Origin of the sequence: Aeromonas oralensis (assembly GCF_049665575.1) — a bacterium.
GTDB lineage: Bacteria > Pseudomonadota > Gammaproteobacteria > Enterobacterales > Aeromonadaceae > Aeromonas > Aeromonas hydrophila.
This window is the reverse complement of the sequence record NZ_CP187186.1, coordinates 3,888,530-3,914,785: the sequence shown is the minus strand read 5'-3', so window position 1 is coordinate 3,914,785 and position 26,256 is coordinate 3,888,530. Positions and strand designations below refer to the sequence as shown.

Here is a 26,256-nt window from a genome sequence, read left to right as displayed (position 1 = left end):
GACCAGCAGGCGGGGCACGCACAGAGTCGAGCAGCCCAGATCCTGGGGTAAACGGGGTCGCAGCATGGAGAGTGCGGGTCCTGAAGGGTGGAGCGGTATGGTAAGCCATATGGGGATGGGGGCCAAGCCAACCGTTGCCATCTGGTCAAAACCTGCACGAAATGTCGGGTTGATATTCATTCTCAACTGGGCATGATAAAAGTCCCACCCATCAACTTGGGAGATCGGCATGACCCATCAAATCTGGCAGCGTTACATGCTGGAGGCTGAAAATGCACTGGGCGCGGGCGCGCTCGGCACCGCCATCTGTCTCTATCAGCAGGCCCTCGCTGAGGTATACGAACTGAGTGACGGCGAGCTGGACGAGTTGGCCAGCATGCGGGTGGCGACCTGCCACCGGCTGGCCGACTTCTGGCGCGCCATGGAGGAGCCGGCCTACGAGCTGCGCTACCTCAAGCTGGCCTCCGAGCTGGTGACGGCGTTGGTGCCCCAGTGCCCGAACCAGGAGTGCGAATCCCTCATCAGCGAACTGGGTTGCTGTCGGGCGGCGCTGCTCTCTTTCCTCAAGCGCCATCCCAATCCCGACATCGCCCGCTTGATCCAGCTGCAGGATCAGGTGCAGGGCTGCGAACTGATCGGCCGTTTTCGCCTCAACTGAGGATCATTTACGGCCTTTGAGGCGCTGGGCGATCCGCGTTTGTGCCTCTTCCCCCTGCAGGGCGAGGGAGAAGGCGCGCGCCTCCAGATCGATGACGAAGTGCACCGCCTGCCTGAGCTCCTGCTTGAGCAGCGCCTTGCTCTTTTGCAGCGCCTTCGGCGCCTTGGACGCCAGCTTCAAACCCTGCTCCCGGGCAAAGGGGAGCAGGGCTTCGGCCGCCAGCACCCGGTTGGCGAGCCCCAGCCGCAGTGCCTCGTCGGCATCGATGGCTTCGGCCAGCAGCAACAGCTCCGCCGCCTTCAAGTGGCCCACACTGCGCGGCAGCAGCAGGCTGGAGGCAAACTCCGGCACCAGCCCCAGCTCGACGAAGGGCAGTTGCAGGCGGGCATTGTCGGCCAGATAGACCAGATCGCAGTGCAGCAGCAGGGTGGTGCCAATCCCCACCGCCGCACCGCCGACTGCGGCGATCACCGGTTTCGGGAAGTCGGCCAGGGTGTGGAGGAACTGCAAGATGGGATCGTCCGCCTCCAGGGTCTCTTTCCCCACGAAGTCGGCCAGATCATTGCCGGCAGTAAAGCAGTCGCTCTGCCCCTGGATGAGCAGGGCATGGATGGCGTCATCTTCCGTCGCTTGTCGCAAGGCGTCGGTGAGCGCACGATACATGGCGGTATTGAGGGCATTGCGCTTGTCGGGACGATTGAGGGTCAGGGTGAGCAAGCCATCCTGCTGCTCGACAATGATAATGGGGTCCATGTCTAAATCCTTGTTATTGCTGGCTGTCAAAAGCTTACCGCTGCGGTAATCTTTGCTGCGTTTAACAACATCATAAAAGGATTTCAACCATGTTTAAACGTGCGTTCTATTCCCTGCTGGCCTTGGGGTTGGCTGCTCCCGCCCTGGCCAAGGTCGAGGCTGTCGACGGCTATGTGCGCCTGCTGCCGCCGGGCTCGCCCAACACCGCCGCCTTTCTGGTGCTGAAGAATGATGCCGATCAGCCGGTCAAGCTGGTGGCTGCCGCCTCGCCCGAGGTGGGCCGCGCCGAGCTGCACACTCATCTGCATGAGAACGGTGTGATGAAGATGCGCCAGGTCGAGAGTATCGAGGTGCCGGCCAAGGGCGAAGTGGCGCTCAAACCCGGCAGCTTTCACATCATGCTGTTCGAGGTGCGCGAGCTCTCCCAAGGCACCCCTTTCCCGCTGACATTGACCATGGATGATGGCCAGAAGCTGGAGTTGAGCCTGCCGGTGAAGCCGATTGAACCCATGGCTGGCATGCAGCACTGACATTAATGGACGCTTGTTCAGTTTTTTACACTGTGTATTCCCGTCGCACTGGGTAAAATGATGGCCTTTCCAGTCCATAGATAGAGAGTGACGTGATGAAGAAGACCTTGATTGCCGGTTGCGTACTGGCCCTGTTCAGCCAGGCAGCCATGGCTGCCGATGACTGGCGTTTCGCTGCCGGTACCGATGTATGGAATGCTCAGGGCAGCGGCCAGATCAACGGTGTCGGGGCCAACGGCAGCTACGACGAGAACTACAACTGGAGCGGCTACCTGCAACTGGAGCACGGCATCATCCTGCTGCCCAACGCCAAGTTCGAGATCTCCGATTTCGGTACCAGTGGCGGTGCCCTCAACAACGATCTGATGGCGTATGATCTGAGCCTCTACTATCGCCTGTTCAACAACGACCTGTTCCAGATCGATCTGGGTCTGACCGGTCGTCGCTACGATGGTGATTTCAACACCCAGCACTACTCCTATGACAAGGACGTGCTGATGGCTTACACCGGCGCCGAAGTGCGCATCCCGGGTACCGGCTTTGCCGCTTTCGGCGATGCCCGCGTGCAGGATGCCGACAACTACGACTACCGTCTGGGTGGCTCCTACAAGTTCGCGACCGTACCGCTCAAGGTACGTGCCGGCTGGCGTGATGCGAGCATGGACTTCGATCGCGTTGACCAGCGGGTCGACGGCTGGTTCATCGGTGGCGAATTCACCTTCTAATTCCGGCAACGGCTGATGACGATGCCCCCATCATCCCGATGGCGGCATCCGACGAGGAAAGAGCATGGGTCATATCATAGTGACGGGGGCGGGGTCTGGTCTGGGCCGGGCGCTCACCATAGGTCTGGTTGAGCGCGGTCATCAGGTCTCCATGATGGGGCGTCGTTATCAGAGGCTGCAGGAGCAGGAGGAGTTGCTCGGCAAGGCGGTGATCGGCATCGCCGCCGATCTGGCCCATCACGAGGAAGTGGACGTGGCGTTTGCCGCTGCGGTGGAGTGGGGCGGCCTGCCTGAGCTGGTGCTGCACTGCGCCGGCGTGGGCGAGTTCGGCCCGGTCGGCGTCTATACCGCCGAGCAGATCCGTCGGGTGGTGGAGAGCAACCTCATTTCCACCATTCTGGTGGCCCAGCAGACGGTGCGCCTCATCGGCGACAAGGGCGGCGTACTGGCCAACGTGCTCTCCTCCGCCGCCCAGGTGGGCAAGGCCAACGAGAGCCTCTACTGCGCCTCCAAGTGGGGTATGCGCGGTTTTCTGGAGTCGTTGCGGGCCGAGCTGAAAGGCTCGCCGCTGCGGCTGGTGAATCTCTATCCGAGCGGGATCCGCAGTGAATTCTGGGACAACTCGGATCACGTGGACAGCAGCGGCTTCATGACCCCGGAAGACGCCGCTGCCTACATGCTGGATGCGCTGGAAGCCAGAAGCAGCTGCCATGTGACCGATCTCTTCATCGGTCGCAACTAGCTGCGGCCAGTCTCGCCTCTGCCCTGCGGCAGAAAACAAAAAGCGCGCCTAATGGCGCGCTTTTTTATGGGGGCAAGGGGCAGAATTAACGGCCCAGCTTGGCCTTGAGCAGGGCAACGATCTCGCTGATTGCCACTTCCTGCTTCTCGCCGGTGCGGCGGCACTTGTACTCCACCACGCCGTTGTCCAGACCGCGGTCGCCGATGACAATGGCGTGCGGCACACCCAGCAGCTCCATGTCGGCGAACATCACGCCCGGGCGCTCTTTACGGTCGTCGAACAGCACGTCGACACCGGCGGCTCTCAGCTCGGTGTAGAACTGCTGTGCCTGCTCGGCCACGCGCTCGGACTTGTGCATGTTCATCGGCACGATGGCCACTTCGAACGGGGCGATGGCTTCCGGCCAGATGATGCCGTACTGGTCGTTGTTCTGCTCGATGGCGGCAGCCACCAGACGGGAAACCCCGATACCGTAGCAACCCATCTCCATGGTGACGGACTTGCCGCCTTCGTTCAGAACGCTCGCCTTCATGGCTTCTGAGTACTTGGTACCCAGCTGGAAGATATGGCCCACTTCGATGCCGCGCTTGAGCAGCAGCTTGCCCTGGCCGCACGGGCTCGGGTCGCCTTCTACCACGTTGCGCAGGTCGGCAACTTCGTAGGTCGCGATGTCGCGATCCCAGTTGGCACCGGTCAGGTGGAAGCCGGTCTCGTTGGCGCCACAGACGAAGTCCGCCAGATGGGCGGCGCTGCGATCGGCGATGATGCGACCGGCAAAACCGACCGGACCGATGGAGCCTGCGTCGCAACCGGCGGCAGCCTTGATCTGCTCGTCGTTGGCGAAGGTCAGCGGGTTGGCAACGCCCGGCAGCTTCTCGGCCTTGATTTCGTTCAGCTCGTGGTCGCCACGCAGTACCAGCGCGATGACAGCCTGGTTGCCGTGCTCGTCCTCTTCACCCAGCACCAGCAGGGTCTTGGCGATGGCGCTCGGAGCCACGTTCAGGAAGGCGGCCACTTCGTCGATGGTGTGGACGGCCGGAGTGGCGACCTTGGTCAGGGCCGTGGTGGCGGCAGGGCGCTCGCCAGCCGGTGCCAGCGCTTCGGCCATCTCGATGTTGGCGGCGTAATCTGATGTATCGGAGAAGGCGATCAAGTCTTCACCGCTCTCGGCCAGCACCTGGAATTCGTGGGAACCGGTACCACCGATGGAGCCGGTATCGGCCTGCACCGGACGGAAGTTCAGCCCCATGCGGGTGAACGCCTTGCAGTAGGCTGCGTGCATCTTCTCGTAGGTATCGACCAGAGATTCCTTGTCGATGTGGAAGGAGTAGGCGTCCTTCATCAGGAATTCGCGGCCGCGCATCACGCCGAAGCGGGGACGCACTTCATCGCGGAACTTGGTCTGGATCTGGTAGAGGTTGAGCGGCAGCTGCTTGTAGCTGTTCACTTCGTAACGCACCAGCGAGGTGATCACCTCTTCGTGGGTCGGACCCAGCACGAAGGGGCGGTTGTGACGGTCGGTCAGACGGCACAGCTCGGGACCGTAGTCATCCCAGCGGCCGGACTCCTGCCACAGCTCGGCGGGCTGCACCACCGGCATGGAGACTTCGATGGCACCAGCATTGTTCATCTCTTCGCGAACAATGTTCTCGATTTTTTTCAAAACCCGCAGACCGGACGGCAGCCAGGCATACATGCCGGAGGCCAGTTTGCGGATCATGCCGGCGCGCAGCATCAGCTGGTGGCTGACGATCTCGGCATCGGACGGGGTTTCCTTGAGAGTGGAAAGCAGATATTGGCTGGTACGCATCGCGGTAGACCTTAGCTAAGACGGGCGGCTGGGCCCTGGATAATTTCAAGAGCGGAATTTTAACAGGCCGGACCCTGCGGCCCAAGGGCTAAATTCGTACGACGGGAGAAAGCGGGGGCATCGCCCCCGCGTTGGTCAGACCCGAAATTGCGACAGCAGGCGCTGTTGCAGCAGGCTGGCCTGATGCAGGGAGGAGGCGAGCTGCAGGCACTCCTGCGCCTCCTGCTCGCCGGTCTGGGCCTGCAGGCTGATGCCGGAGACCTTGTCCGAGGTGTGGCTGAGGGTATGGGAGAGCTGGCCGGTAGCATCGGCTACCTGTTGCACCATGTCCGCCAGATGGTCGATGGCCTCTTCCACCTTGAACAGGATCTGCCTGGTGTTGTCAGAGTCCTCCATGCCGGATTCCACCGTCTTCAGATTACGCTGCATCATCAGATAGGCTTTCTCGGTCTGTTGCTGGATGCTGTTGATCACCTCGGTTATTTCGGCGCTGGAGGAGGCGGTGCGATTGGCCAGGGTGCGAACCTCGTCGGCCACCACGGCAAAGCCGCGGCCCATCTCGCCGGCCCGGGCCGCCTCGATGGCGGCGTTGAGCGCCAGCAGGTTGGTCTGCTCCGAAATGCTGCTGATGGTGGAGATGATCTGGCCAATCTGGCTGGCCTGCTCCTTGAGGGCGTTGATAGCGTTGGCGCACTCGCCCACCTCCACCACTACCCGCTGCATGCCGTTGCTGGCGGAGGTCACGTATTGGCTGCTCTCGGCGGTGAGCTGGCGTACCTCGTTGGCGTTTTGGGCCGCCAGGCTGCAGTTATCCGAAATGGAGGTGGCGACCTGGACCATCTGCTCGCTGTCGTGGTGCAGTGCCTGGGCGTGTTCGGCGGTCTGGCGGCTGCTCTGGCTGATGGCTTCGACCCGGTTGACCGAGGTGTGGACGTGCTCGCTGATGTGCTGGTTATTGTCCATGGTGGAGCTGATCATCTTCTGCAGTTTCTCGATGAAGCGATCCACGCTGCCGGCCAGCGAGCCAATCTCGTCGTCGCGCTTGAGATTGATGCGGGCATTGAGGTCGCCTTCGCCTGCCGCGATGTCCTGCATGCGTTGATTGACCTGCAGCAGGGGTTTGACGATGGTGCGCACCAGCCAGAAGCCGCACAGTGTCACTAGCAGCAGGCTCAACAGCAGACCCCCCAGCAGCAGGTTCTTGGTGTGGCTGATGATGCTGTTGAGCTGGTTCACCTGATCCTCGACCGTAGCGTCCCCCTTGGCCTCGACCTCGACCAGTTGCTGCTTGAGCTGGTCGGCGCTGCGTTCATAGTTGACCAGTTGGCTCTGATACTCGCCCAGTGCCGCCATCCACTGTACCATCAGCCGCTGCACCTCGGTGTGCAAGGTGCGGTACTGGGTTGCCAGCGACTGGCCGGCAAACTCTCCTTCGCCGGGCACATCAAACATGCCGGTACCCAGCATGGCGTCGACCGCCTCCTGATAGAAACGGGTCGCCTCCTTCATCTCGGCCTGGATGGCGGGAGTCGGCCCTTCGCTCTGCATCTTCTCCAGCGCATAGAGCTGGCGCAGGAAGCCGATGTTGGCCTCCATACCGCCATCGGCAGCATGCCAGCGGGTAGCCAGACCGCCATTCCAGCTGATGGCCTGATCCGGCGACTGGGTCAGGCTCTCGACCGCGCCGTCCCCCACCACCTCAAGCTGGGTCGAGAGGCGGGACATGCGCTCCGAGCTGGCGCGCAGCGCCTGATCGACGCTGGTAAAGGCCTTGTAGAGTCCCAGCAACTGCTCCTGTTGCTGCTGATAGGCCAGATGTTGCTGCTCCATCGAGTTGATGGCGCTGGCGTCAATCAGCTGGCCTTCCCCCACCCGGCGCATGGCGTCGGCGGTGGCCGCTCTGGCGCGTTGCAGCTCCGGCTCGTCGAGCGGCATCCCTCTGAGCATCTTCTGGATGTAGAGCGACTGGTTGCCTAGCTCGATGGACCCTTCCATGGCGCCGTCGGCAGTCTGCCAGGCGGCGCCCAACACATAGGAGAGCAAGTCCGCCAGCCGCTGGCTGCCATACCAGCCGACGATACCCATCCCCAGCGTGCAGCTGAGCAGAATGGTCAGCCCGAGATTCGATGTGGTGACTATTTTCATGATGCAGGACCTTCCTTGGTTCCGAACAAACCCAATTCAGTGTTTTATCAATGGTTGAAATCCGCCATTCCCGATGAAAAATAAAGTTGTTGCCATGCCCGGATCCAAGCATGGCTGGCAATGGGCGAACGTGCCGAGAATCCGCCCTGCTCCTCATCGCCCTATGCTGGATACTTATCCAGTTATTCTTTATGCTATGAGCCAATTTACAGATAGCTGGTTTGGCGAGGAGAGAGCCGTGATTGGTCGCTTGAGAGGCGTAGTCATTGAGAAACAACCCCCCGAGGTACTGCTGGAGGTCGGGGGGTGGGCTATGAGGTACAGATGCCCATGAGCTGCTTCTATGATCTGCCCGAGATTGGCAAGGAGGCGACCATCCACACCCACTTCGTGGTGCGGGAAGATGCCCAGTTGCTCTACGGCTTCAATCACAAGCAGGAGCGTGCGCTGTTTCGCGAGCTGATCAAGACCAACGGGGTTGGTCCCAAGCTGGCGCTGGCCATCCTCTCCGGCATGACCGCCACCCAGTTCGTGCTGAGCGTCGAGCGCGAAGAGATCAGCTCCCTGGTCAAGTTGCCGGGAGTGGGCAAGAAGACCGCCGAGCGGCTGGTGGTGGAGATGAAGGACCGCCTCAAGGGTTGGGTCAGCCACGATCTCTTCTCGCCGGCCGAGATCACCCTGCCTGCCAGAGAGAGTGCCCTGCGGGCGCCGGATTCGAGCGAAGAGGCGGCCAGCGCGCTGGTGGCGCTTGGCTACAAGCCGCAGCAGGCCAGCCAGATCGTCAGCAAGGTCGCTGCCGATGGCATGTCGGTGGAAGATATCATCCGTGAAGCACTGCGCAGCCTGGTGTGAGGTAGACAATGATTGAAGCGGATCGTCTCATCTCCGCCTCCGGCGGGCGGGAAGAGGAAGTCATCGATCGGGCCATCCGGCCCAAGCTGCTGGCCGATTACACCGGTCAGGATCCCGTCTGCGAGCAGATGGAGATCTTCATCGCGGCGGCGCGCCAGCGTGGCGAGGCGCTCGATCACCTGTTGATCTTCGGCCCGCCGGGGCTTGGCAAGACGACGCTGGCCAACATCGTTGCCAACGAGATGGGGGTCAACATCAAGACCACCTCCGGCCCGGTGCTGGAGAAGGCCGGCGATCTGGCGGCACTGCTCACCAACCTCGAACCGAACGATGTGTTGTTCATCGACGAGATCCACCGGCTCAGTCCGGTGGTGGAGGAGGTGCTCTACCCGGCGATGGAGGATTACCAGCTCGACATCATGATCGGGGAGGGGCCCGCGGCCCGTTCCATCAAGCTCGATCTGCCTCCCTTCACCCTGATTGGTGCCACTACCCGGGCTGGCTCCCTCACCAGTCCGCTGCGGGATCGTTTTGGCATAGTGCAACGGCTCGAGTTCTACAACGTCAAGGACTTGACCGACATCGTCGCGCGCAGCGCCCGTTGCCTCGGGCTCGACATGACGGAAGACGGTGCACTGGAGGTGGCGCGTCGTTCGCGCGGTACGCCGCGAATTGCTAACCGTTTGTTGCGTCGGGTGCGCGATTTTGCCCAGGTAAAATCTGACGGCCGTATCGATGGACCCATAGCTGCCCGAGCCATGGACATGCTGGACGTGGATAATGAAGGCTTCGACTTCATGGACCGCAAGTTATTGTTGGCTGTGATAGACAAGTTTCTGGGCGGGCCTGTGGGGCTCGACAACCTGGCAGCTGCCATCGGGGAAGAGAAGGACACTATCGAGGATGTACTCGAGCCTTATCTGATCCAGCAGGGCTATCTGCAACGTACACCCAGAGGGCGGATCGCGACACCAAGAGCTTATGCGCATTTTGGCCTGCAACGGCCAGATGAAGGGTGAAAATAGCTGATTGAACAAAAAACCGCCGCCAGAGGCGGTTTTTTGTTATCCAGGTAAAAAAAAGCCCACTGCGGATGCGGTGGGCAAAGACAATTCAGGATGGATGTTCACAGACAGTGAGTGCGTCTGGAGACAGACCGGTAAAAAACAGAGGAGCCGTCGCGAGGCCTCAGAGTCGGTTCATTTGATAGAGCTGCACGAACGAAAGCTTGTAGTAACGGATGGTTTTAGCAACAAACTTTTTCATCTTTGATTCCAATAAACAGGTTCGAAATGTTCATCGAATACGTACCGGGAACCCAGATTGACCGGCCTGTATCCAAGGGTATGCCCTCACTGCGAGGCGCATTGTAGGAGCTCTACCGGACTCGGACAAACAAGAAAAATTACCCATCTCAGATTAGATTAACTAATCATATTGCCGGCTTGTGGAATTAGCATGAACATGCGTTTTTAGTGGTTTTTAATTAGCTTTATTCGAACCCGACTCAGCCACAGGAAACATTATGAAAACGACCTTGCCAGTTGTTTTTTAACAGAACCATTACTAATTGGTGATAAATATAAATTTGATTTAAATCAATGATTTGCGATCTTTGTTTTTTTGTGACGCAGCTCTCTAAAATAAATCTCATCAGCAGTGAAAATGCCTTTAAAAGGCATGTATTTATGATGGTTTTACATTGATTTCAATCAAATAAAGGTGATATAAAACTCAGGTCATTATGGGCGGGAATAAAGCAAGCTGAATTGTTTTGCAATTGTTAAACATTAGCTTTTTTTGTTCCTTGTTATTGCCTTGTTGTTAATGTGGTGGCAGTCGAATCCGGTCGTCAGTGCAAAACTGGAACATGACCGATAATTCGGGGACTTCCAACGGAAGCTTTGTCCTTAAAACTTAAAATAGCCGTGCCAATAATCGGTGAGGAAACATCATGATTGCTGAGCATGTGGTAGACCTATCGCGGTTCCAATTCGCTGCGACGGCCCTTTATCACTTCCTGTTTGTGCCCCTGACGCTCGGAATGGCCTTCATTCTGGCGATCATGGAGTCTGTCTATGTGATGACCAACAACCCTGTCTACCGGGACATGACCAAGTTCTGGGGCAAGTTGTTTGGTATCAACTTTGCCCTTGGGGTCACCACAGGGCTGACCATGGAGTTTCAGTTCGGTACCAACTGGGCTTACTACTCCCACTACGTCGGTGATATCTTCGGGGCCCCGCTGGCCATCGAAGGCTTGATGGCCTTCTTCCTGGAATCCACCTTCGTCGGTATGTTCTTCTTCGGTTGGGATCGCCTCTCCAAGCGTCAGCACCTGGCTGCGACCTGGCTGATGGCACTGGGGACCAACCTCTCCGCCCTCTGGATCCTGGTGGCCAACGGCTGGATGCAGAACCCGGTCGGTGCCGAGTTCAACTTCGAATCCATGCGGATGGAGATGGTGAGCTTCGCCGATCTGGTGTTCAACCCGGTTGCCCAGGTCAAGTTCGTGCATACCGTTGCGGCTGGCTACACCACGGGCGCCATGTTCGTGCTGGGTATCTCTTCCTACTACCTGCTCAAGCATCGTGATGTGGCCTTTGCCCGTCGCTCCTTCGCCATCGCAGCCGCTTTCGGTATGGCTTCCATCCTCTCCGTGCTGATCCTCGGTGACGAGTCCGGTTACGAGACCGGTGAAGTGCAGAAGGTGAAACTGGCGGCCATCGAGGCTGAGTGGAACACCGAGCCGGCACCTGCCTCCTTTACCCTGTTCGGCATTCCGAACCAGGAAGAGATGCGCACCGACTACGCCATCAAGATCCCTTATGCCCTCGGCATCATCGCTACCCGTTCCCTGGATGGTCAGGTCACCGGCCTCAAGGATCTGAAGAGCGAGCATGAGCTGCGCGTGCGCAACGGCATGACCGCCTACGACCTGCTGACCAAGCTGCAATCCGGCGACAAGTCCGACGATACCCGTGCCCGCTTCGATGAAGTGAAGCAGGATCTGGGCTACGGTCTGCTGCTCAAGCGCTACACCAACAACGTCACCGATGCCACCGATGAACAGATCAAGGCTGCCGTGGATGACTCCATCCCGCAGGTTGCGCCGCTGTTCTTCGCCTTCCGCATCATGGTTGCCTGCGGCATGCTGATGCTGCTGCTGATCGGTCTGGCCTTCTATGACAGCACCCGTCACAAGATCGGCGAGCGCAAATGGCTGCTCAAGGCGCTGCTGTACGGTATCCCCTTGCCCTGGATCGCCATCGAGTGCGGCTGGTTTGTCGCTGAGTATGGCCGTCAGCCCTGGACGATAGCCGAAGTGTTGCCGACCTCTGTCTCTGCATCCAATGTGCCGGCGTCCGAGATCTGGTTCTCCCTGATCGGGATCTGCCTGTTCTATACCGTACTGCTGATCATCGAGATGTACCTGATGTTCAAGTATGCGCGTCTGGGCCCAAGCAGCCTGAAGACGGGCAAGTACCACTTCGAACAGAGCAAGGCATAAGGAGAGTAACCCATGTTTGATTACGAAATGTTGCGTCTGGTCTGGTGGGTGCTGGTCGGTGTCTTGCTGATCGGTTTCGCCATCACCGACGGCTTCGATATGGGGGTGGGCGCACTGCTCCCCTTCGTCGGCAAGAAGGATGTCGAGCGTCGGGTGATGCTCAATACCATGGGACCGCACTGGGAAGGCAACCAGGTATGGCTGGTGACTGCCGGTGGTGCCCTGTTTGCCGCCTGGCCCATGGTCTATGCTGCAGCCTTCTCCGGCTTCTACATCGCCATGATCCTGACGCTGATGGCCCTGTTCTTCCGTCCGGTCGGTTTCAAGTACCGCTCCCTGCGTGAAGACGCCAAGTGGCGCAGCAACTGGGACTGGGCGCTGTTCGCCGGCAGTGCCGTACCGCCCATCGTGTTTGGCGTGGCATTCGGCAACCTGCTGCAGGGCGTACCGTTCGACTTCAACCAGTTCATGATGCTGACCTATCACGGCAACTTCTTCGGTCTGCTCAATCCCTTCGGCCTGCTGGCCGGCCTGGTCAGCCTGTTCATGCTGGTCACTCAGGGTGCGACCTGGCTGATGATGAAGACCGACGGTGAAGTGCTGGCCCGCTCCCGCACTGCCGCCATGATCTGCTCGCTGCTGACTCTGGTGTTGTTCGGTCTGGCCGGTTTCTGGGTCAGCGGCATGGAAGGCTATGTGGTGGTCAAGGCGGCCGCGACCGATGCCGTTTCCAATCCGATGAACAAGGAAGTGGTGCGTCAGGCCGGAGCCTGGATGAACAACTACAGCCTCTATCCCTGGATGGTTGCAGCGCCGGTGCTGGGTCTGGCCATGAGCCTGTTGACCGCACTGTTCGCCAAACTGAACAAGGGCTGGCTGGCGTTCACTACCTCCTCCCTGGCGGTTGCCGGCGTGATCCTGACTGCAGGCTTCTCCATGTTCCCGTTCGTGATGCCTTCCAGTCTTGAGCCGTCACTGAGCCTGACCATGTGGGATGCCACTGCCTCCTTCAACACCCTCAAGGTGATGACGGTGGCGGCTGCCATCTTCGTACCGATTGTGCTGGGTTATACCCTGTGGACCTACATCAAGATGTTCGGCCGGGTGACCAGCAAGCACATCGAAGACAACCAACAATCGCTCTACTAAGAAGGTGCCCTGATATGTGGTATTTCACCTGGATCCTGGGTCTGTTGCTGGCTTGCGCATTCGGCATCATCAATGCGCTCTGGCTGGAGCACACCGAGAACATGGATCGCCAGATCGATGAGAACAAGTGATCGACTCGCCCGGTTGGCCGCTCCATTGGAGCGCCAACCCTGGCAGGGGTTGATGCTGTTGGCGGCGGCCCTGTTGGCCGTCGCCATTTTACAGGCTCCCAACCTGGTGGCCGCCAATACCAGCGAGCACGGGCTCTGGCTCGCGCCCTGGCTGATGTGGGCGGTCTGTTGTGGCGTCATGCACGGGCTGGGATTTCACCCCCGCAGCCTCATCGGTCGTGTGCTGTTTTGCCCCTGGCTCGCCTGGCCCAGTTTGTTATATGGGCTCTGGTTGACCCAAGGCTATTTCCTTTCATAAAAAACGGGGGGAGGCAGGATTTCCCTGCTTCCCCCTGCTTCTTTCCTATTCAGCCCTGCGCTATGATAGCCCCCCATCTGACTGTCGAATGGATCACAGATTGTTATGGGGGAAGTCTCTGAGTTTCCGGTACGGGTCTACTACGAAGACACCGATGCCGGGGGCATCGTCTACAACGCCAATTATCTCAAGTTTATGGAACGTGCTCGCACCGAGTTCCTGCGCTGCGGCGGCATCGAACAGGATGTCATGCTGCGCGACGGGTTCGCGTTTGTGGTGAGTCGAACAGAGATCGATTTCCGCTCGGCGGCCCGATTTAATGAGCTTTTGACTGTATTAACGCAAGTGACTGAAGTGAAACGTGCCTCCATGCGTTTTTCACAACGGATACTGGCGGCTGATGGACGACTGATCACCCAGGCCATGGTACAGATAGCCTGTGTCAGTCATCCGCATATGAAACCTGTTGCAATACCTGAAAATGTGAAGGGAGTGCTGTTAAGTGCACGCTGAAATTTCGTTTATTGGCCTGTTTTGGCAAGCCAGCCTGCTGGTAAAACTGGTCATGATGACCCTGATGGGTATGTCGGTAGTCTCCTGGGCGCTGATCATCCAGCGTTCCAAGGCCATCAAGGCAGCCAATCTCGCATCGGAGCAATTTGAAGACAGATTCTGGTCCGGAGTTGATCTGAACCGTCTCTACCAGGAGTCCTCCTCCCGTCGCGACGACATCGAAGGGATGGAAGACATCTTCTACTCCGGCTTCAAGGAGTACGCACGTCTGCTCAAGGCCGGTGCCCGTGGTCAGGATGCGGTGATGGACGGTACTTACCGTGCCATGCGGGTCTCCCTTTCCCGCGCCGTGGACGAACTGGAATCCAACCTGCCGGTGCTGGCGACCATCGGATCCATCAGCCCCTACATCGGTCTGTTTGGTACCGTCTGGGGGATCATGAACGCCTTTATCGCCCTGGGTCAGGTGCAGCAGGCTACCCTGCAGATGGTGGCACCCGGTATCGCGGAAGCGCTGATCGCCACCGCCATGGGTCTGTTTGCCGCTATCCCGGCCGTTATCTTCTACAACCGCTTCTCCAACAAGGTCGAGCGGCTGGAAAACGCCTACGCCAACTTCATGGACGAGTTCACCACCATTCTGAACCGTCAAATTGCTCAGCAGCAGGGTGATCAGTAATGCAAACCTATCAGCGGATCCGGCGCAAGAAGGTGGCCGAGATCAACGTGGTTCCCTATATCGACGTCATGCTGGTGCTGCTTATCATCTTCATGGCGGTGACGCCCGTGATCACGCAAGGGGTCAAGGTTGACCTGCCGCAGGCGGAATCCGAGCAGTTGCCGGAAGATGCCAAGCCGCCCTTCATCGTCAGCGTCAACACCGAAGGCGAGTACGTCATCAAGGCCGGTGAGGCGGATGACGAACCGGTGCCTGCTGGTACTCCCGAGGCGATGCAGCAATACATCACCGAGAAGGCCATGGGCTATCTGGCCATCAACCAGAACGCCCCCGTGGTGGTCGCCGGCGACAAGTCGGTGCGCTATGAAGAGGTGATCCTGCTGATGGTGGCCCTCAAGAAAGCGGGTGTGCCTCAGGTCGGCCTGATGACGGATCCGGTGAACTGACGGAGATGGATGTGAAGCGTGGTATTTCCGGTTATCTCATCGCGTCGCTTCTGCTGCACCTGATCATCGGCATCATCCTGTTTGTCGGGCTCGACTTCAGCAAGCCGAAGCGACCCGAGTCGAAGGGACAGATCGTCAATGCCGTCATGCTCGACGAGAATTTCCTCAACGAGCAGGCCAAGCAGATCCAGCAGCAGAAGTCTCAGCCCAAGCCGCAGAAGGTAGAGAAAGAGAAGGATAAGGAAGACACGGACATCGCCAAGCGCGAGCTGGCCCAGCAGCAGGAGCGGCTGCGTATCGCCGAGACCAAGCGCAAGGAGGCCGAAGAGGCCACCCGCAAGGCCGAGGCTGAAAAACAGAAGAAGGTGGCCGAGCAGAAGCAGGCGGAAGAGAAGGCCCAGAAGGCCGAGGAAGCCCGCAAGCTGGAAGAGCAGAAAGCCAAGAAGGTGGAAGCCGAGCGCAAGGCCGCGGAAGAAGAGAGCAAGGCGCTGGCGCTGAAGAAGAAAAAGGAACAAGAGAAGAAAGAGGCCGAAGAGAAGCAGGCCAAGGCGGACGCAGCCAAGAAGGCTGAAGCCGAGAAGAAGGCCAAGCAGGAGGCTGAGAAGAAAGCCAAGGCCGAAGCGGACAAGAAAGCCAAGGCGGAGGCCGAGAAAAAGGCCAAGGCCGAAGCCGACAAGAAAGCCAAGGAGGCCAAGGAAGAGGCCGCCAAGAAGGCAAAAGCTGACGCAGAGAAGAAAGCCAAGGCGGAGGCCGACAAGCAGGCCAAGATCGCGGCAGAGCGCAAGCGCAAGGCGGCCGAGGAGGCCAAGCTGCAAAAAGAGATGGAAGACATGATGCAGCAGCAGCTGGCGGCTGAGGCCAATGCCCGTAGTCAGGCGGCATCAGCTGCAGCGCAGGGCGAGGTCGACAAATACGCGGCACTCATCAAGGCGACTGTTGAGCGATATATGATTTTGGATCCCACCATGCGGGGCAAAACATGTACTATCGGCGTACGTCTTGCGAGCACTGGCTTTGTCATCTCGGTAGATAACGGCCAGGGTGACCCGGCGGTATGTCGTTCCGGCAAGGCGGCCGTATTGAAGGCCAACCAACTGCCGGTGCCGAAGGATCCTGCGGCGTTCGAGATGTTGAAGGAGTTCAACCTCAAGTTGGAACCGAGCATCTAAGGCCTGGGTAAGGTAAATCGTGTAGCGTGGTTGGCAGCATCTTGCCGAGAAAGGAAGTTAATCTCTCATTTTTTTGGAACCGAGTATTTAAGCCATGATAAGAAAAGTGTTTTTTGCTTTGGTTGGCTGTTTGTTGCTGGGCCAGAGTGCCCAGGCGGCCTTGGACATCGTCATCACTGGCGGTATCGACAGTGCCCGACCCATTGCGGTCGCCCCCTTCAAGTGGGAAGGCAATGGCCAGTTGCCGCAGGACATCGCGGAAGTGGTCTCCAACGACCTGATGCGCAGCGGCAAGTTCAAGCCGCTGGCTCGTGGCCAGATGCCGCAGACGCCGAGCACCAGCGGCGAAATCAACTTCGCACCATGGGCTTCGCAAGGGGTCGAGGCCGTGGTGGTCGGTTCCATTGCCGCTGTCGGTGACGGTACCTACAAGATCAACTTCGAGCTGGTCGACGTGCTGAAGGGCCAGCTGGCCAAGGCGCAAGGTGGCGAGAGCAACGGCTACATCCTGGATAGCCGCATGGCGACCATCCCGGGTGCCCAGATGCGTCAGTTCGCTCACCGCATCTCCGACATCGTCTATGAGCGTCTGACCGGCGAGCGTGGGGCCTTCCTGACCCGCCTGGCTTATGTCTCCGTCCAGCAGGGTACCCAGTTCCCGTATCAGCTGCGCATTTCTGATTACGACGGCTACAACGAGAAGACCCTGCTGCGCTCCCGCGAGCCGCTGATGTCTCCCTCCTGGTCGCCGGATGGCAGCAAGCTGGCCTACGTGAGTTTCGAGAACCAGAAGTCCGAGATCTACGTGCAGGATATCTACACCCAGCAGCGCAGCCTGATCACCAGTTTCCGCGGGATCAACGGCGCGCCTGAGTGGTCTCCGGATGGTCGTCGTCTGGCTATCGTTCTCTCCAAGGATGGGTCACCGAACCTCTATGTGGTTGATGTCGCTAGCAAGCAGCTGACCCGCGTCACAACAAGCCGGGTGATCGACACCGAACCCTCCTGGATGCCGGACGGGCAAAATTTGTTGTTCACCTCTGAACGTGGTGGCAAACCCCAGATTTATAGCGTAAATTTGGCGACTGGTATGACTCGCCGGATGACTTGGGAAGGTGAATCCAACCAGGGCGCATCCATCACTCCTGATGGCAAAATCATGGTGATGGTGACTCGTGTTCAGGGGCAGTACCGTATTGCCCGCCAGGACATGGAAAACAATGCCCTGCTGGTCCTTACCCAGAGTGCGCTGGATGAGTCGCCAAGTGTGGCTCCCAATGGCAGCATGATCATTTATGCCACCATCTATCAGGGTCGTAAGAGTCTCGCGTTGGTGTCGACTGATGGTCGCTTCAAGGCTGTGCTTCCGACCAGTAGCGGTGAAATTCGTGCACCAGCTTGGTCGCCCTTCTTGAATTGATAAAAATCCAATTGTTTTTTGTTTTGTTATAAAGGTTTAAGGAAATAGCATGCAACTCAATAAACTGCTCAAGGGTTTGGCCATCGCACTGCCACTGTTCACCCTGGCCGCTTGTAGCTCTTCTTCTGATTCTGACGCCGCTGGCGCCGAGTCAGGTATGACCGACGGCATGGGCGGTGTACAAACCGGCGGCGCCAACGGCATGTTGTCCCCGGAAGAGCAGATGCGTCAGAAGTTCGAAGCGCTGCAACGTGACAACGTGATCTACTTCCCGTTCGACGGTTACGATATCCAGGGTCAGTACGCTGATCTGCTGGATGCCCACGCCAGCTACCTGCGCGAGCGCCCGAGCGTTAAAGTCCTGATCGAAGGTCACGCCGACGAGCGCGGTACTCCGGAGTACAACATCGCCCTGGGCGAGCGTCGTGCCAAGGCCGTTGCCAAGTATCTGCAAACCCTGGGTGTGCAGGCCGAGCAGCTCTCCATCGTCAGCTATGGCGAAGAGAAGCCGCTGGACATGTCCCACACCGAGGATGCCTTTGCCAAAAACCGCCGTGCGGTTCTGGTTTACTAAGGTTTAAACCGAACGAAGTTCGTTTATATGCAAGCGGCCATCTCGATGGCCGTTTTATTTGCACTAAACGCCAAGGTTTGATCCGAATGAAATCTGCATAAGCGAGCGACGATGGCGCTGGCCGTTTTATTTGCCCTAAACGCTAAGGTTTGATCCGAATGAAATCTGTGTACAAGCAAGCTGTTGTTGCGCTGGCCGTATTGGTTGCTCTGAATGCGCAGGCGGCGGCTCCCGTCAGCGATCTGAGTGGTGACTCGGGTGGCGGAGTTGTCCTTAGCGGCAACAACGGCGCCATCGTGCCTACCGGCAGCCTGGAAGATAGGGTTGCCCTGCTGGAGCGCACCCTCAATGCCCGTCTGCGGCTGCAAGCCGAATTGCAGCAGCAGGTCGACTCCCTGCAGGGGGAGGTCTCCGAGCTGCGCGGTCAGCTGGAACAGCAGACCTACCAGATGGAACAGTCGCAAGAGCGTCAGCGTCAGCTCTATCAGGAGCTTGACAAGGTGGCCAACAGCCAGCCTGCTGCTACGCCAGCAGCCCCGGCCGCCGCCGCTGCAAGCGCCACACCGGCTGCTGCGGCCAACTACTCGACCAACCTGAATGAGAACCAGGCCTACGATGCGGCCGTAAACATGGTGCTCAAGGAGAAGAACTACGACAAGGCCATCCCCGCCTTCGAAGGGTTCATCAAACAGTATCCAAGCTCGAGCTATGTCCCCAATGCCCATTACTGGCTGGGTCAGCTGTTGTTCAACAAAGGTGACCGGACGGGCGCTGCTGCCCAGTTCACCACGGTGGCAACCAAGTTCAGCAAGTCGCCCAAGCGAGCCGATGCGCTGTTGAAGCTGGGCATGCTGGCACAGCTTGACGGCAAGAAGGCGGAAGCGAAGAACTTCTATGAGCAGGTGATCAAGGGTTACCCGAACACCTCGCCGGCCCAACTGGCCAAGCAGAGTTTGAGCAAGCTGTAACATTGCTGCATGTCACTGTTTTCGTAACAGTCTTGTAAATACAGCCCCGCTTTGTATGCGCAATGAACAAACAGATTGAATTTAAGATTTTTCTATTGCGCCAGGATGATAAATCCGTAATATAGGCCGCCGTCAGAGCCGGTGCAGTATTGCAGTCGGTCCTGGTCGTGGTGAGGGTCGTTAGCTCAGTCGGTAGAGCAGTTGACTTTTAATCAATTGGTCGCTGGTTCGAATCCAGCACGACCCACCATTCTCTCCACAAGGTGGAGACAGCATTCCCAGGTCGCTTAGCTCAGCTGGGAGAGCACCTCCCTTACAAGGAGGGGGTCACTGGTTCGATCCCAGTAGCGACCACCAGTTTTAAACTGTTTGCCAAGGCAAACAGTGTGCCAGGCAAGTCGGTGTGGGTCGTTAGCTCAGTCGGTAGAGCAGTTGACTCTTAATCAATTGGTCGTAGGTTCGATCCCTACACGACCCACCAATCTGGCCACAAGAATTCCCAGGTCGTTTAGCTCAGCTGGGAGAGCACCTCCCTTACAAGGAGGGGGTCACTGGTTCGATCCCAGTAACGACCACCAAGTTTGTAAAAAAAATGATTTAGATGGGTCGTTAGCTCAGTCGGTAGAGCAGTTGACTTTTAATCAATTGGTCGCTGGTTCGAATCCAGCACGACCCACCATCATTTCAAGAATCCCAGGTCGTTTAGCTCAGCTGGGAGAGCACCTCCCTTACAAGGAGGGGGTCACTGGTTCGATCCCAGTAACGACCACCAAGTTTGTAAAAAAAATGATTTAGATGGGTCGTTAGCTCAGTCGGTAGAGCAGTTGACTTTTAATCAATTGGTCGCTGGTTCGAATCCAGCACGACCCACCATCATTTCAAGAATCCCAGGTCGTTTAGCTCAGCTGGGAGAGCACCTCCCTTACAAGGAGGGGGTCACTGGTTCGATCCCAGTAACGACCACCAAGTTTGTAAAAAATGATTTAGATGGGTCGTTAGCTCAGTCGGTAGAGCAGTTGACTTTTAATCAATTGGTCGCTGGTTCGAATCCAGCACGACCCACCATCATTTCAAGAATCCCAGGTCGTTTAGCTCAGCTGGGAGAGCACCTCCCTTACAAGGAGGGGGTCACTGGTTCGATCCCAGTAACGACCACCAAGTTTGTAAAAAATGATTTAGATGGGTCGTTAGCTCAGTCGGTAGAGCAGTTGACTTTTAATCAATTGGTCGCTGGTTCGAATCCAGCACGACCCACCATCATTTCAAGAATCCCAGGTCGTTTAGCTCAGCTGGGAGAGCACCTCCCTTACAAGGAGGGGGTCACTGGTTCGATCCCAGTAACGACCACCAGTTTGTAAAAAATGATTTAGATGGGTCGTTAGCTCAGTCGGTAGAGCAGTTGACTTTTAATCAATTGGTCGCTGGTTCGAATCCAGCACGACCCACCATCATTTCAAGAATCCCAGGTCGTTTAGCTCAGCTGGGAGAGCACCTCCCTTACAAGGAGGGGGTCACTGGTTCGATCCCAGTAACGACCACCAGATTGAAAAAGCCCGCAGCAATGCGGGCTTTTTTTATGGCCGTTCGGCATCAGGTTCTCAGTCGATCGAGCTGGGTAGCCAGTGCCGTGGCAGCCTGCTCCAGCTGCTCGCTCAGGTGATGGCTGGCGTTGGCCTCCTGCCCCAGGGTGGTGGCGGCGTCGCCGATCCGCATCAGATTCTGGTTGATGGTGTCGCTGACGGCGCTCTGCTGCTCGGCCGCCGTGGCCACCTGGCTGATGTGATCGTGGATCTGCTGGATCTGGGTGACCACCTGATTGAGGGCCTCAAAAGCCTGCTCCGTCCCTTCCACCGTGCTGGCCGAGCGAGTGATGCCGGTACTCATCAACTGCTGGCTGCTGTTGACCTCGGTCTGCAGGCTGCCGATGAGCTGACCTATCTCGTCGGTGGACTCCCGGGTCTTGTTGGCCAGCGCCCGCACTTCGTCCGCCACCACGGCAAAACCGCGCCCCATATCACCCGCGCGCGCCGCCTCGATGGCCGCATTGAGCGCCAGCAGGTTGGTCTGCTCGGCGATGGCCCTGATCACGTCGAGAATACGGCTGATGTTGGTGCTGCGCTGAGCCACCTGGGCGACGGCCTTGTCGGCGAGGTGCATGTCTTCAACCAGGGTATGGATCTCGGTGCGGGCACGGCTCAGGGTCTGCTGTGCCGTGCTGATGTGATGGGTGGCCGTTTCCGACTCTTGGGCTGCCTGCTCGGCATAGCCCGCCACGCTGACCGCAGTGGTGCTCATCTGATGCATGGCACTGACCACGCTCTCCAGCTCTAGGCTCTGCTCGTCCAGACTGCTGCGCATGGTGTCGGCTGTCTGCTTCATGCCCTGGGCCTGCTGGTGCACCTGCTGGCCGATTTGCTTGCTACCTTGCACCATGCCGCGCAACTTGCCGAGGAAGGCGTTGAGGTGGCCGCCCAGCTCGATCAGCTCCTGGTGGGTATCTATCCTCATCTGCTGGGTCAGGTCCCCCTCGTTGCTGGAGAGGTGGGATACATGGCGGCTGATGAGGGAGAGAGGGGCCGTGATGGTCTGGATGAACCAGATGAGCAGCGCCAGCGCTAGCAGGGTAATGATGACGATGGCGATAAGCTGTTGTTGCTGGGTGGCCTGCAGCAAGTCGCCAAGCTGGTTGCTGATGGTGTTGGCCTGGCTGAGTGCCAGCGCCTTGGGCACCTTGAGCATCAGCCACCACTGGGTGTCGGCGGCGTCGATCCTGACCGGCTGTTGCAGGATGAAATCGGTCTCGGTGTCCTGCTCCTGGCCGGTGGGGGCGGTGAGGCCGGCTTCCGTCAGCGGCCGTCCCAGCTTGTCGGCGTGACGGTTGCTGCCGACGATGAGGCCCATCTTGCTGACCAGGGTGACCTCGGCCTGGTTGTCATACAGGCTCTTGCCGAGGTTCTCGGCCAGTTGCTGGAAGATGGGCAGGTTCATGTCGACGCCGGTGATGCCGGCAAACTTGCCGGCTTTCAGAACGGGTACCGTCAGGCTGGTCATCAGCATCTTGTTGCCTGGGCTTATCTCGTAGAGGTAGGGCTCCATCAGGCAGGGGCGCAGGGTGTCGCGGCCACACAGATACCATTCGCTGTTGCGAATGCCGAATTCGTTGACCGAGGTATCGTATTTGGCGGCACTGGTGGCGGCATCCACTGGCTGCTGGCTGATCTGGCCGCCCTGGTCGCGAGTGAAATAAATTTCCAGGCTGCCCTTACCGGCGACGGAGTGGGGGGCGCCGGTCTGCCAGCTGGCATCCTGGCCGTCGTACCCATCGGGTTCAAACTGGGCGTAGATGGAGCTGATGCCGCCCGCTTGCTGCAGTCGACTGTGAAGCAGTGTCTCGATCTGGGGACGGCTAAGCAGCCTGTCCGGCTGCGCCATGCTGCCCTCCAGCTGTGCCGCCATGCCCAGCGGCACCTGATAGGACTGTTGCAACAGGTCGGCTATCTGCACCGCATAGCGTTCAGCCTGGAACTGCAGGGTACGGGAGACTTCCTGCTCCAGCGCCTGGCGGGTCTGGCTGACGATGTTGCTGCGCAGGGTGTTCAGGGAGGAGGACTGCATCAGGGTCATGGCGAGGCCGCTGGCGAGAAACAGCCCCATGGTGAGCATTAGCAGTTTGGTCTTGAGAGAGCGTTGTTTCATTCGACAACTCCTTTGGCAAGAATGACAACGAATTACTTGAGTATATTCGGACACTTGCGCAGCACCGGATTTGTTGATGGGTTTGTGCGCTGCTTCTGGTTATAATTTTTGCCTTTCCAAGCGTTGATGGAACAGTCGCAATGAGCAATGCACTGAACAATGTCCCGCCGGTAGTCGAGATGGACTATCCGTTTCCGGCCAAGCCCCTTCCCCTGAGCGCCGAGCAGAAGACGACCCTGATCGCAGACATCAAGGCACTGCTCAAGGAGCGCAAGGCGGTGCTGGTCGCCCACTACTACACGGATCCCGAAATTCAGGCGCTGGCGGAGGAGACGGGTGGTTTCGTCGGTGACTCCCTCGAGATGGCCCGTTTTGGTCGAGATCACGCCGCACAGACCCTGATCGTCGCCGGGGTGCGCTTCATGGGAGAGACCTCCAAGATCCTGAGCCCCCACAAACGAGTCCTGATGCCGACGCTGGAGGCCGAGTGTTCGCTTGATCTGGGTTGCCCCATCGAGCAGTTCTCCGCCTTCTGTGACGCCTATCCCGACCATATCGTGGTGGTCTACGCCAACACCTCTGCGGCGGTCAAGGCGCGGGCGGACTGGGTGGTCACCTCCAGTATCGCGCTGGAGATCGTCGAACATCTGGACAGCCAGGGTCACAAGATCATCTGGGGCCCGGACCGTCACCTCGGTGCCTATATCGAGAAGAAGACTGGCGCCGAGATGTTGCGCTGGCAGGGGCACTGTATCGTCCACGACGAGTTCAAGGCTCGTGCCCTGCGTGAGCTGAAGGAGCAGAATCCGGATGCCGCCGTGCTGGTCCACCCGGAGTCCCCCGCCTCGGTGATCGAGCTGGCCGATGCGGTGGGTTCCACCAGCCAGCTGATCAAGGCGGCCAAGGAGCTGCCCCAGCAGAAGCTCATCGTGGCGACCGATCGGGGCATCTTCTACAAGATGCAGCAGGCCTGCCCGGAGAAAGAGATGGTGGAAGCACCGACCGGTGGTGATGGCGCGACTTGCCGTAGTTGTGCCCACTGCCCCTGGATGGCGATGAACGGCCTGGTGGCCATCAAGGAGGCCCTCACCGATGGCGCCGAGTGTCACGAAATCCTGGTGGACGAGGATCTGCGGGTGAAAGCCCTGATCCCGCTCGACCGCATGCTCAACTTCGCCGCCGAGCTCAAGCTCAAGACCCAGGGCAATGCCTGACTGGGGTGATGAAGAGATGCAAAGAGGGCTCCTGCGGGAGCCCTCTTTATTTATCTGAACCTCATTCGGCTCAGATTATCACGGTGGAGAAGCTGTGCTCTTCATCCGGTGCGACGGTCACGCCTGCCTCGCTGGCGATGGCTGCTTCGACGCAGAGCATGGTGCGATAACCATCATCGCTCATGTCGGCCATGGCACGGGCACCTTCCAGCCAGGGGGTCCAGACCACCACGCTGTCGTGGTTGCCGCTGACTACCCGGGTCTCGCGTTCGCCATCCTGGATGCTGACGTGCGCCGCAGGCTGCCAATAGACCCGATCCAGCGGGCCGTTCAGGGGCAGAGGACCCTGCTGCAGGCCATTCTGGCCAGTCAGTTTGTCGGCGTAGGGTTCGCCAAGGCCGCTGACACTTACTGACTCCGGTGAACTTATCTGCAGGTAGGTGTGCAGAGCACCGCTGTAGGCGAGCGGCGCTTTGCCGGTGTTGCGGGTGGTCAGTACCAGGGCCAGCTCCTTGCCGACCAGCACGTCGAGCTCCAGCTCGAAGGCATGAGGCCAGAGCTGACGGGTTGCCTCGTTGTCACGCAGAGACAGATGGACGAGTGTACCGTCACCGTGATCGGAAACACCGTCCAGCGTCCACAGGCTGGTGCGGGCAAAGCCGTGGGAGGGCTTGCCGCTGCCGACGCGGGCAGGGGCCGGGCCGAACCAGGGCCAGCAGAGGGGAATGCCACCGCGAATGGGTTTGCTGCCATTCAGCACTGCCTTGTCGCTGAGCCAGATGGAGGCGGGTTCGTCGTGACGCTGGTAGCTCAGCACGTGGGCGCCAAACAGACTAATTTCTGCCTTGGCGTAGCCGTTGTCGACGGTCAGCAGGGGTTGGCCAGCCGGGTGGTGGCTGAGGGTACAGTAGGCAGTCAGAGAGCGTGTCGGTTGCATGAGGACTCCTGTGCTCGCGCACATTCAGAAGAGAGGGTTGGAAAAATCCCGGTCCAGAATACAAAAAGGCGGCCATTGGCCGCCTTTTTCAAGCTACTTGATTGCGTATCCCAAATTACTTGGAGATGTGAGCGATCAGGTCCAGAACTTTGCTGGAGTAGCCCATTTCGTTGTCGTACCAGGATACAACTTTAACGAATTTGTCGTTCAGCTGGATACCAGCCTTGGCGTCGAATACGGAGGTCTGACGCTCACCCAGGAAGTCGGTAGAAACCACTTCGTCTTCGGTGTAGCCCAGAACGCCCTTCATGGCGCCTTCGGAAGCAGCTTTCATCGCTTCGCAGATTTCTGCGTAGGTGGCAGCTTTCTTCAGGTTGACGGTCAGGTCAACAACAGACACGTCCGGAGTCGGAACGCGGAAAGCCATACCGGTCAGCAGGCCTTTCAGTTCCGGGATAACCACGCCAACAGCCTTGGCAGCACCGGTAGAGGACGGGATGATGTTCTGAGCCGCACCGCGGCCACCGCGCCAGTCTTTGGCAGACGGACCATCAACGGTCTTCTGGGTAGCAGTGGTAGCGTGAACGGTGGTCATCAGGCCGGACTCGATACCGAAGGTATCGTTCAGAACCTTGGCGATCGGTGCCAGGCAGTTGGTGGTGCAGGAAGCGTTGGAAACGATGTCCTGGCCAGCATAGGTAGCGTCGTTAACGCCCATTACGAACATCGGGGTAGCGTCTTTGGACGGACCGGTCAGAACGACTTTCTTGGCGCCGGCAGCGATGTGCTTGCGAGCAGTCTCGTCGGTCAGGAACAGACCGGTAGCTTCGGCAACAACGTCAACACCGATTTCGCCCCATTTCAGGTTGGCCGGGTCACGCTCAGCGGTAACACGTACGGTTTTGCCGTTGACAACCAGGTTGCCGTCTTTGACTTCAACGGTGCCCTTGAAGCGGCCGTGAGTGGAGTCGTACTTCAGCATGTAGGCCATGTAGTCAACGTCGATCAGATCGTTGATACCAACCACTTCGATGTCAGAACGCTCAGCGGCCAGACGGAAGACGAAACGGCCGATGCGGCCAAAACCGTTAATACCTACTTTGATAGTCATAATTGGTTACCTAACTGTTCAGTAGTCAAAGAAAATTCCGTTTGTAAATTTACTAGAACTCCCCCGTGAGTCAACCAACAATCTGTCTGAAATTGCGCTATATCATGAAAAACTGTGAAATTTATTTTCTGTTTATGTAACTGACTACCAGCTTTTGTCGAAATAACTATCTATCTCCTGGCGGTGCGGTTATCAACAATAGTGCCTGCTCGGTCACACAACCAG

23 protein-coding genes, 14 tRNA genes and 1 pseudogene are annotated in these 26,256 nt (G+C 58.5%); 32 read left to right on the top strand and 6 right to left on the bottom strand.

The window, feature by feature from the left end:
• Positions 1-229 precede the first annotated feature (229 nt).
• A complete protein-coding gene (locus ACPDZI_RS18210; protein WP_011707379.1) occupies positions 230-658 on the top strand; it encodes a DUF2753 domain-containing protein in 429 nt (142 codons plus the stop codon).
• A 3-nt stretch (positions 659-661) separates the two neighbouring features.
• On the opposite strand, the gene ACPDZI_RS18205 is transcribed toward ACPDZI_RS18210, so the two are convergent.
• A complete protein-coding gene (locus ACPDZI_RS18205; protein ID WP_263679505.1) occupies positions 662-1,411 on the bottom strand; it encodes an enoyl-CoA hydratase-related protein in 750 nt (249 codons plus the stop codon).
• A gap of 89 nt (positions 1,412-1,500) precedes the next feature.
• On the opposite strand from ACPDZI_RS18205, the gene ACPDZI_RS18200 reads away from it, so the two are divergent.
• From ACPDZI_RS18200 to ACPDZI_RS18190, 3 genes are all read left to right on the top strand, one after another.
• Entirely contained in the window at positions 1,501-1,941 is a 441-nt protein-coding gene (locus tag ACPDZI_RS18200; RefSeq protein WP_011707377.1) for a copper chaperone PCu(A)C, read from the top strand.
• A gap of 95 nt (positions 1,942-2,036) precedes the next feature.
• Positions 2,037-2,666 (top strand): TIGR04219 family outer membrane beta-barrel protein, encoded by a 630-nt coding sequence (locus tag ACPDZI_RS18195; protein ID WP_011707376.1) that lies wholly within the window; start codon positions 2,037-2,039, stop codon positions 2,664-2,666.
• 64 nt (positions 2,667-2,730) lie between these two features.
• Positions 2,731-3,408, top strand: a complete 678-nt coding sequence (locus ACPDZI_RS18190) for an SDR family oxidoreductase (RefSeq protein ID WP_011707375.1) — start codon at positions 2,731-2,733, stop codon at positions 3,406-3,408.
• 85 nt (positions 3,409-3,493) lie between these two features.
• On the opposite strand, the gene ACPDZI_RS18185 is transcribed toward ACPDZI_RS18190, so the two are convergent.
• The gene (locus tag ACPDZI_RS18185; RefSeq protein WP_438833581.1) at positions 3,494-5,218 is read right to left on the bottom strand and encodes a proline--tRNA ligase; all 1,725 of its coding nucleotides are present in this window, start codon (positions 5,216-5,218) and stop codon (positions 3,494-3,496) included.
• A 135-nt stretch (positions 5,219-5,353) separates the two neighbouring features.
• The gene (locus ACPDZI_RS18180) at positions 5,354-7,363 is read right to left on the bottom strand and encodes a methyl-accepting chemotaxis protein (protein WP_438833580.1); all 2,010 of its coding nucleotides are present in this window, start codon (positions 7,361-7,363) and stop codon (positions 5,354-5,356) included.
• A gap of 238 nt (positions 7,364-7,601) precedes the next feature.
• On the opposite strand from ACPDZI_RS18180, the pseudogene ruvA reads away from it, so the two are divergent.
• From ruvA to ACPDZI_RS18045, 27 genes and pseudogenes are all read left to right on the top strand, one after another.
• Positions 7,602-8,215, top strand: a pseudogene (ruvA, locus tag ACPDZI_RS18175) (Holliday junction branch migration protein RuvA).
• Between the two features lie 8 nt (positions 8,216-8,223).
• Positions 8,224-9,234 carry a Holliday junction branch migration DNA helicase RuvB gene (gene ruvB, locus ACPDZI_RS18170; protein WP_011707371.1) on the top strand — a complete coding sequence of 337 codons (1,011 nt, stop codon included), beginning with the start codon at positions 8,224-8,226 and terminating at the stop codon, positions 9,232-9,234.
• A gap of 935 nt (positions 9,235-10,169) precedes the next feature.
• Positions 10,170-11,726 carry a cytochrome ubiquinol oxidase subunit I gene (gene cydA, locus ACPDZI_RS18165; protein ID WP_076361804.1) on the top strand — a complete coding sequence of 519 codons (1,557 nt, stop codon included), beginning with the start codon at positions 10,170-10,172 and terminating at the stop codon, positions 11,724-11,726.
• A gap of 12 nt (positions 11,727-11,738) precedes the next feature.
• The gene (cydB, locus tag ACPDZI_RS18160; protein WP_076361803.1) at positions 11,739-12,875 is read left to right on the top strand and encodes a cytochrome d ubiquinol oxidase subunit II; all 1,137 of its coding nucleotides are present in this window, start codon (positions 11,739-11,741) and stop codon (positions 12,873-12,875) included.
• Between the two features lie 14 nt (positions 12,876-12,889).
• The gene (gene cydX / locus ACPDZI_RS18155) at positions 12,890-13,006 is read left to right on the top strand and encodes a cytochrome bd-I oxidase subunit CydX (protein WP_005304933.1); all 117 of its coding nucleotides are present in this window, start codon (positions 12,890-12,892) and stop codon (positions 13,004-13,006) included.
• On the top strand, positions 12,993-13,304 hold the full coding sequence (locus tag ACPDZI_RS18150) for a cyd operon YbgE family protein (protein WP_039213707.1): 312 nt from the start codon (positions 12,993-12,995) through the stop codon (positions 13,302-13,304). Before cydX ends, ACPDZI_RS18150 begins: the two co-directional genes overlap by 14 nt.
• A gap of 105 nt (positions 13,305-13,409) precedes the next feature.
• The gene (ybgC, locus tag ACPDZI_RS18145) at positions 13,410-13,817 is read left to right on the top strand and encodes a tol-pal system-associated acyl-CoA thioesterase (protein ID WP_011707367.1); all 408 of its coding nucleotides are present in this window, start codon (positions 13,410-13,412) and stop codon (positions 13,815-13,817) included.
• Positions 13,807-14,496: a protein TolQ gene (gene tolQ / locus ACPDZI_RS18140; protein ID WP_011707366.1), complete on the top strand. Its 690-nt coding sequence runs from the start codon at positions 13,807-13,809 to the stop codon at positions 14,494-14,496. The genes ybgC and tolQ overlap by 11 nt, the downstream gene beginning before the upstream one ends.
• Positions 14,496-14,942, top strand: coding sequence for a protein TolR (tolR, locus tag ACPDZI_RS18135; RefSeq protein WP_011707365.1), 447 nt, complete (start codon positions 14,496-14,498; stop codon positions 14,940-14,942). Before tolQ ends, tolR begins: the two co-directional genes overlap by 1 nt.
• Positions 14,943-14,947: 5 nt before the next feature.
• The gene (gene tolA, locus ACPDZI_RS18130) at positions 14,948-16,111 is read left to right on the top strand and encodes a cell envelope integrity protein TolA (RefSeq protein WP_011707364.1); all 1,164 of its coding nucleotides are present in this window, start codon (positions 14,948-14,950) and stop codon (positions 16,109-16,111) included.
• A 94-nt stretch (positions 16,112-16,205) separates the two neighbouring features.
• Entirely contained in the window at positions 16,206-17,531 is a 1,326-nt protein-coding gene (gene tolB, locus ACPDZI_RS18125; RefSeq protein ID WP_076361802.1) for a Tol-Pal system beta propeller repeat protein TolB, read from the top strand.
• A 49-nt stretch (positions 17,532-17,580) separates the two neighbouring features.
• Positions 17,581-18,105: a peptidoglycan-associated lipoprotein Pal gene (pal, locus tag ACPDZI_RS18120; protein WP_005304908.1), complete on the top strand. Its 525-nt coding sequence runs from the start codon at positions 17,581-17,583 to the stop codon at positions 18,103-18,105.
• A gap of 158 nt (positions 18,106-18,263) precedes the next feature.
• Positions 18,264-19,073: a tol-pal system protein YbgF gene (ybgF, locus tag ACPDZI_RS18115; protein WP_024945827.1), complete on the top strand. Its 810-nt coding sequence runs from the start codon at positions 18,264-18,266 to the stop codon at positions 19,071-19,073.
• 174 nt (positions 19,074-19,247) lie between these two features.
• Positions 19,248-19,323: transfer RNA gene (locus tag ACPDZI_RS18110), tRNA-Lys, on the top strand.
• Positions 19,324-19,354: 31 nt separating this feature from the next.
• A tRNA-Val gene (locus ACPDZI_RS18105) sits at positions 19,355-19,430 on the top strand.
• 48 nt (positions 19,431-19,478) lie between these two features.
• Positions 19,479-19,554: transfer RNA gene (locus tag ACPDZI_RS18100), tRNA-Lys, on the top strand.
• A 21-nt stretch (positions 19,555-19,575) separates the two neighbouring features.
• Positions 19,576-19,651, top strand: a tRNA-Val gene (locus ACPDZI_RS18095).
• Positions 19,652-19,676: 25 nt separating this feature from the next.
• Positions 19,677-19,752: transfer RNA gene (locus ACPDZI_RS18090), tRNA-Lys, on the top strand.
• 17 nt (positions 19,753-19,769) lie between these two features.
• Positions 19,770-19,845 (top strand) — tRNA-Val (locus tag ACPDZI_RS18085).
• 25 nt (positions 19,846-19,870) lie between these two features.
• A tRNA-Lys gene (locus tag ACPDZI_RS18080) sits at positions 19,871-19,946 on the top strand.
• 17 nt (positions 19,947-19,963) lie between these two features.
• Positions 19,964-20,039 (top strand) — tRNA-Val (locus ACPDZI_RS18075).
• 23 nt (positions 20,040-20,062) lie between these two features.
• Positions 20,063-20,138, top strand: a tRNA-Lys gene (locus tag ACPDZI_RS18070).
• A gap of 17 nt (positions 20,139-20,155) precedes the next feature.
• Positions 20,156-20,231 (top strand) — tRNA-Val (locus ACPDZI_RS18065).
• Between the two features lie 23 nt (positions 20,232-20,254).
• Positions 20,255-20,330: transfer RNA gene (locus ACPDZI_RS18060), tRNA-Lys, on the top strand.
• A gap of 17 nt (positions 20,331-20,347) precedes the next feature.
• Positions 20,348-20,423: transfer RNA gene (locus ACPDZI_RS18055), tRNA-Val, on the top strand.
• Positions 20,424-20,445: 22 nt separating this feature from the next.
• Positions 20,446-20,521 (top strand) — tRNA-Lys (locus ACPDZI_RS18050).
• A gap of 17 nt (positions 20,522-20,538) precedes the next feature.
• Positions 20,539-20,614 (top strand) — tRNA-Val (locus ACPDZI_RS18045).
• Positions 20,615-20,663: 49 nt separating this feature from the next.
• Here ACPDZI_RS18045 and ACPDZI_RS18040 read toward each other — a convergent pair.
• Complete coding sequence (locus ACPDZI_RS18040) at positions 20,664-22,769, bottom strand: methyl-accepting chemotaxis protein (RefSeq protein WP_438833579.1); 2,106 nt, start codon at positions 22,767-22,769, stop codon at positions 20,664-20,666.
• Between the two features lie 140 nt (positions 22,770-22,909).
• Between ACPDZI_RS18040 and nadA the strand changes: the two genes are divergently transcribed.
• Positions 22,910-23,983 carry a quinolinate synthase NadA gene (nadA, locus tag ACPDZI_RS18035; RefSeq protein ID WP_438833578.1) on the top strand — a complete coding sequence of 358 codons (1,074 nt, stop codon included), beginning with the start codon at positions 22,910-22,912 and terminating at the stop codon, positions 23,981-23,983.
• A gap of 70 nt (positions 23,984-24,053) precedes the next feature.
• Here nadA and ACPDZI_RS18030 read toward each other — a convergent pair whose 3' ends face one another.
• Positions 24,054-24,920 (bottom strand): D-hexose-6-phosphate mutarotase, encoded by an 867-nt coding sequence (locus ACPDZI_RS18030; RefSeq protein WP_438833576.1) that lies wholly within the window; start codon positions 24,918-24,920, stop codon positions 24,054-24,056.
• 115 nt (positions 24,921-25,035) lie between these two features.
• The gene (gene gap, locus ACPDZI_RS18025; RefSeq protein WP_011707358.1) at positions 25,036-26,031 is read right to left on the bottom strand and encodes a type I glyceraldehyde-3-phosphate dehydrogenase; all 996 of its coding nucleotides are present in this window, start codon (positions 26,029-26,031) and stop codon (positions 25,036-25,038) included.
• Between the last annotated feature and the right edge of the window lie 225 nt (positions 26,032-26,256).

Coding starts and splice junctions, on each gene's coding strand:
- ACPDZI_RS18185 (WP_438833581.1), bottom strand. CDS start 5,218: ATGCGTACCAGCCAATATCTGCTTTCCACTCTCAAGGAAACCCCGTCC.
- ybgC (WP_011707367.1), top strand. CDS start 13,410: ATGGGGGAAGTCTCTGAGTTTCCGGTACGGGTCTACTACGAAGACACC.
- pal (WP_005304908.1), top strand. CDS start 17,581: ATGCAACTCAATAAACTGCTCAAGGGTTTGGCCATCGCACTGCCACTG.
- ACPDZI_RS18040 (WP_438833579.1), bottom strand. CDS start 22,769: ATGAAACAACGCTCTCTCAAGACCAAACTGCTAATGCTCACCATGGGG.
- cydB (WP_076361803.1), top strand. CDS start 11,739: ATGTTTGATTACGAAATGTTGCGTCTGGTCTGGTGGGTGCTGGTCGGT.
- ACPDZI_RS18210 (WP_011707379.1), top strand. CDS start 230: ATGACCCATCAAATCTGGCAGCGTTACATGCTGGAGGCTGAAAATGCA.
- gap (WP_011707358.1), bottom strand. CDS start 26,031: ATGACTATCAAAGTAGGTATTAACGGTTTTGGCCGCATCGGCCGTTTC.
- nadA (WP_438833578.1), top strand. CDS start 22,910: ATGAGCAATGCACTGAACAATGTCCCGCCGGTAGTCGAGATGGACTAT.
- cydX (WP_005304933.1), top strand. CDS start 12,890: ATGTGGTATTTCACCTGGATCCTGGGTCTGTTGCTGGCTTGCGCATTC.
- ACPDZI_RS18180 (WP_438833580.1), bottom strand. CDS start 7,363: ATGAAAATAGTCACCACATCGAATCTCGGGCTGACCATTCTGCTCAGC.
- tolA (WP_011707364.1), top strand. CDS start 14,948: ATGGATGTGAAGCGTGGTATTTCCGGTTATCTCATCGCGTCGCTTCTG.
- cydA (WP_076361804.1), top strand. CDS start 10,170: ATGATTGCTGAGCATGTGGTAGACCTATCGCGGTTCCAATTCGCTGCG.
- tolR (WP_011707365.1), top strand. CDS start 14,496: ATGCAAACCTATCAGCGGATCCGGCGCAAGAAGGTGGCCGAGATCAAC.
- ACPDZI_RS18190 (WP_011707375.1), top strand. CDS start 2,731: ATGGGTCATATCATAGTGACGGGGGCGGGGTCTGGTCTGGGCCGGGCG.
- ACPDZI_RS18195 (WP_011707376.1), top strand. CDS start 2,037: ATGAAGAAGACCTTGATTGCCGGTTGCGTACTGGCCCTGTTCAGCCAG.
- ACPDZI_RS18030 (WP_438833576.1), bottom strand. CDS start 24,920: ATGCAACCGACACGCTCTCTGACTGCCTACTGTACCCTCAGCCACCAC.
- tolB (WP_076361802.1), top strand. CDS start 16,206: ATGATAAGAAAAGTGTTTTTTGCTTTGGTTGGCTGTTTGTTGCTGGGC.
- ACPDZI_RS18205 (WP_263679505.1), bottom strand. CDS start 1,411: ATGGACCCCATTATCATTGTCGAGCAGCAGGATGGCTTGCTCACCCTG.
- ruvB (WP_011707371.1), top strand. CDS start 8,224: ATGATTGAAGCGGATCGTCTCATCTCCGCCTCCGGCGGGCGGGAAGAG.
- ybgF (WP_024945827.1), top strand. CDS start 18,264: ATGAAATCTGTGTACAAGCAAGCTGTTGTTGCGCTGGCCGTATTGGTT.
- ACPDZI_RS18200 (WP_011707377.1), top strand. CDS start 1,501: ATGTTTAAACGTGCGTTCTATTCCCTGCTGGCCTTGGGGTTGGCTGCT.
- ACPDZI_RS18150 (WP_039213707.1), top strand. CDS start 12,993: ATGAGAACAAGTGATCGACTCGCCCGGTTGGCCGCTCCATTGGAGCGC.